The following is a 4066-nucleotide window of genomic DNA, read 5'->3' as shown; positions in this document are numbered from 1 at the left end:
GCTTGATCTGGGCCCCGGTGATCTGCTCTGGACGTCCCCGATTACCTTTGTCGCATCGGCGAATTGCGGACGGTATTGCGGTGCAGATGTTGATTTTGTTGATATCGATCCTGAAACCTTCAACATCTGCGCCGATGCGCTGGAGGCAAAACTTCATGCGGCGGCACAGATGGGGCGCCTACCCAAAATCATCGTCGCCGTGCACATGTGTGGGCAATCGCCTGATATGGCCCGGATCGCCGCACTCGCGCAGGCCCACGGTGTGCGTCTCATTGAAGATGCGAGCCATTCTATTGGCGCAGAATATCTTGGTGCGCCAGTTGGGAACTGCACGTATTCCGATATAACCGTGTTCAGTTTCCACCCCGTCAAAATTATTACCACAGCCGAAGGCGGCATGGCAGTAACGAACAATCCTGAGCTTGCAGCTCGAATGGAGCGGTTGCGAAGCCACGGTATCACGCGTGATCCTGAGATGATGACCCATGCGCCCGATGGGCCATGGTACTATCAACAGCTTGAGCTGGGCTGGAACTATCGCATGACCGAAATGCAGGCGGCGCTTGGGCTGAGCCAGATGGGCTGTCTCGACAACTTTATCATACGCCGCCGTGCGCTGGCCGATGCGTATGACACCGCGTTGGCCGGTCTACCGCTGCGTCTGCCTGGGCGGATGGAAGGCGCTAATTCTTCGTGGCACCTATATGTAATCCGCCTTGAGGACGACGTGCGCCACCGCGCCACCTTTGAAGCTCTGCGTGACGAAGGTCTGGGCGTAAACCTGCATTATATTCCTGTTCACCTTCAGCCTTATTATCGCAATCTGGGTTTTGGCTCAAATGACTTTCCCGCATCCGAGGACTACTACCGACGAGCTATCTCGATCCCGCTGCATGCGGGATTAACCGATAAAGAGCAGAATGTAGTCGTGGCAGCGCTGTCCAAGGTCTTAGTTTGAGTATCTGCATTATACCAGCACGGGGCGGATCAAAGAGAATTCCGCGCAAAAACATCCGTAAGTTTTGTGGGCGTCCAATGCTGTCCTGGCCCATTAAAGCAGCATTAGATAGTGGATGTTTCGATCGCATCATTATTTCAACAGACGACGATGAAATTGCCATGGTTGCGGAAGAAGCGGGAGCAGAGGCACCTTTTCGACGCAGCGCTGAACTAGCTGACGATTACACGCCGACTGTGCCCGTCATCGTCGATACCATCGCCCAGCTCAACTTACCTGACCTGACACCTGTATGCTGCCTATACGCAACGTCTCCTTTCGTTACAGCGACTGACTTACGCTCTGGACTCGAATGTTTAGAAGAAACAGGTGCAAACTTCGTGGTGAGCGTTACGACTTACGCATTTCCTATTCAACGCGCCTTACGACGGAATCAACATGGCGAGGTCGCGATGTTTGATACAGCCCAGATGCAGACCCGATCGCAAGACCTTGAAGAAGCATGGCATGATGCGGGTCAGTTCTATTGGGGCAAGGCAGCAAAGTGGAAGACTACTGCGGGGATCTTCGGGGACGGCAGTCAAGGTCTCGTCCTGCCGCGTCATAGGGTGCAGGACATTGATACCAATGAAGACTGGCAAAGAGCAGAGCAAATGATGCGACTACTACAACTAGATTCCGCTTTATGGACATAGTTTTCCGCACTGACGCCTCGCTTGATATCGGAACCGGTCATGTGATGCGCTGCATGACTCTGGCGCGGGCATTGCAAGTGAACGGCGCGACATGTCAGTTCGTGACTAGGGCGTTGCCCGGCCATATGGCCAAACGGATCGAAGCCGAAGGTTTTGGCGTTACGTTGTTACCTGCCCCTCAATGCCAACAGGGCCCGACCAGTCCGCCTGCTCATGCCCATTGGGCTGGAGTAAGCTGGGCGCAGGACGCAGAAGAAACGCTAGCAGCGTTTGGTGATACTCGGCCCAGTTGGTTAGTTTTGGATCACTATGCATTCGATGCGCGTTGGCAAACAGCTGTGCGTGCCGCAAGTAAGCGGATCATGGTGATCGACGACCTGGCAGACCGGCCTCATGATTGTGATCTGTTACTCGACCAGAATCTTGGGCATACGGCGTACAATTACGAACAGCTTGTGCCAGATCGGTGTGTCTCCTTGGTGGGACCGCGCTATGCGCTGCTACGACCCGAATTTGCAACAAAGCGCGCAAGCGCCTTAGCAGACCGCGCTACCCGCGGCTTTAGGCATCTCTTGATCACAATGGGTGGAATCGATCAGGGGGATGCCACGTCGCAGGTATTGAAAGTGGTAAAGGGAGCTAATTTGCCCGTGGACTTGCGTATCACGGTGATTATGGGGTCACAGGCTCCTGCACTGGATCAAGTTCATGCCCTCGCTCAGGATATGCCGCGCCCGACAGAGATAGCTGTAGATGTGACAAACATGGCTGAGCACATGGCGTTGGCCGATTTAGCAATCGGGGCAGCAGGGTCGACGACGTGGGAGCGCTGCGCTTTGGGTCTGCCAACGATTATTGTGCAGATTGCTGACAACCAAGCCGGGATCGCACGCGTGCTGAGTGACGCAGGTGCCGCGCTAGACCCCGGCCCACTGCACGCCCCGGAGATCACACAAAACCTGCGGGCTGCGCTTGCAGAGGCGCCGTCGCTATTAGGCGCGATGGCGGAGCGTGCTGCCTATATCTGCGACGGCGATGGGGCGGCTCGGGTTGCCATTAGACTTTTGGCAACTAAACAATCCAGTAATATTATTGGTGAGGTTTTTTCATGCGGATGAAGCTTGCGGCACTACAGAGGGCAGATATCGACGCCGAATTTGTCTCATGGTACCAGAACAACGATGGGCATCTGGATTTCTTCACAGGCAGTCGGCGTAGTTTTTCGCATGAGGATCTTGTTGAATGGTTTGCGCAAAGTAAGATGCGAAACACACATTTGTATCTGATTTCAGATGATGACGGTGGACGTATTGGTACTTTAAAGATTGGTCCCGTGGATACGGTGAACAAGACGTCCGATCTTGTATGCCTAATCGGTAACCGCGACTACCTGGGGCGCGGGCTCGCGAAAGAAGCGATAGGCCTTGGCAATAAGATTGCGTTCAATGAGTTGGGCATTCGTCGCCTTCATGGCGGGATGTACGAAAGCAATGTCGCTTCGATCAAGGCTTACACGCGCGCTGGATGGATCATCGAAGGCAGGATGAAAGGCTATTATTGGGTTGATGGAAAGCCCATGGACAGAATTTGTGTCGCTTGCTTCAATCCATCCTATTTTTCGGAAGATAACTCAAATGCAGATTAATCATCGACCTATCGGCCCCGGACATCCGCCTTATGTAATCGCCGAACTCTCAGCCAACCATAACGGCGATCTTGCGCAGGCGCTGCGGATCATTGATGCTGTAGTCGAGGCTGGGGCAGATGCCGTGAAGATACAGACCTACCGGCCCGACACCATCACGCTGAAGTCCGACGCACCTGATTTCCAAATCACAGATGGGCTTTGGGCAGGGCGCACGCTTTATGACCTTTATGAATGGGCACATACACCATGGGAGTGGCATGAGGCCCTATTCGCTCATGCCGCCAAACGGCAGATCACGTTGTTCTCCTCTCCGTTTGACGCGTCGGCAGTGGACTTGTTGGAAGGCCTCGGCGCGCCAGCATACAAGATCGCAAGCTTCGAAGCAGTTGATTTGCCATTGATCCGATATGTCGCATCGAAAGGCAAACCAATGATCATTTCTACTGGCATGGCCGACCTCGCGGAAATTACTGAAGCAGTCGAGGCTGCACGTTCAGGTGGCTGCCAAGAGCTTGCGCTTCTTCATTGCGTCTCAGGCTATCCTGCACCTGCATCCGACTACAACCTGGCGACGATCGCTGACATGGCAGAGCGATTTGCTGTACCAGTTGGCTTGTCGGACCATACCCTCGACAATACCACGGCTATTGCCAGCGTCGCTTTGGGGGCATGTGTTATCGAGAAACATATGACGCTAGACCGCTCCGGTGGTGGGCCTGACGACAGTTTTTCATTGGAGCCGCGCGAATTTGCGGAGCTTTGTCG

5 protein-coding genes are annotated in these 4066 nt (G+C 54.2%); all 5 read left to right on the top strand.

The window, feature by feature from the left end; translation table 11 throughout:
- The coding region (pseC, locus tag VGP75_RS08665) for a UDP-4-amino-4,6-dideoxy-N-acetyl-beta-L-altrosamine transaminase (RefSeq protein WP_327543275.1) at positions 1-958 on the top strand (958 nt) is incomplete at its 5' end.
- On the top strand, positions 955-1653 hold the full coding sequence (gene pseF, locus VGP75_RS08660) for a pseudaminic acid cytidylyltransferase (RefSeq protein ID WP_327543274.1): 699 nt from the start codon (positions 955-957) through the stop codon (positions 1651-1653). The genes pseC and pseF, both read left to right, overlap by 4 nt.
- Positions 1644-2771 (top strand): UDP-2,4-diacetamido-2,4,6-trideoxy-beta-L-altropyranose hydrolase, encoded by a 1128-nt coding sequence (gene pseG, locus VGP75_RS08655; RefSeq protein WP_327543273.1) that lies wholly within the window; start codon positions 1644-1646, stop codon positions 2769-2771. The genes pseF and pseG overlap by 10 nt, the downstream gene beginning before the upstream one ends.
- Entirely contained in the window at positions 2762-3298 is a 537-nt protein-coding gene (locus VGP75_RS08650) for a GNAT family N-acetyltransferase (protein WP_327543272.1), read from the top strand. The genes pseG and VGP75_RS08650 overlap by 10 nt, the downstream gene beginning before the upstream one ends.
- The coding region (pseI, locus tag VGP75_RS08645) for a pseudaminic acid synthase (protein WP_327543271.1) at positions 3243-4066 on the top strand (824 nt) is incomplete at its 3' end. The genes VGP75_RS08650 and pseI, both read left to right, overlap by 56 nt.

The organism is Yoonia sp., assembly GCF_036007805.1.
Classification (GTDB): domain Bacteria; phylum Pseudomonadota; class Alphaproteobacteria; order Rhodobacterales; family Rhodobacteraceae; genus Yoonia.
Note: the sequence above shows the minus strand (reverse complement) of the source record. Positions and strands in the feature narration are given on the sequence as shown.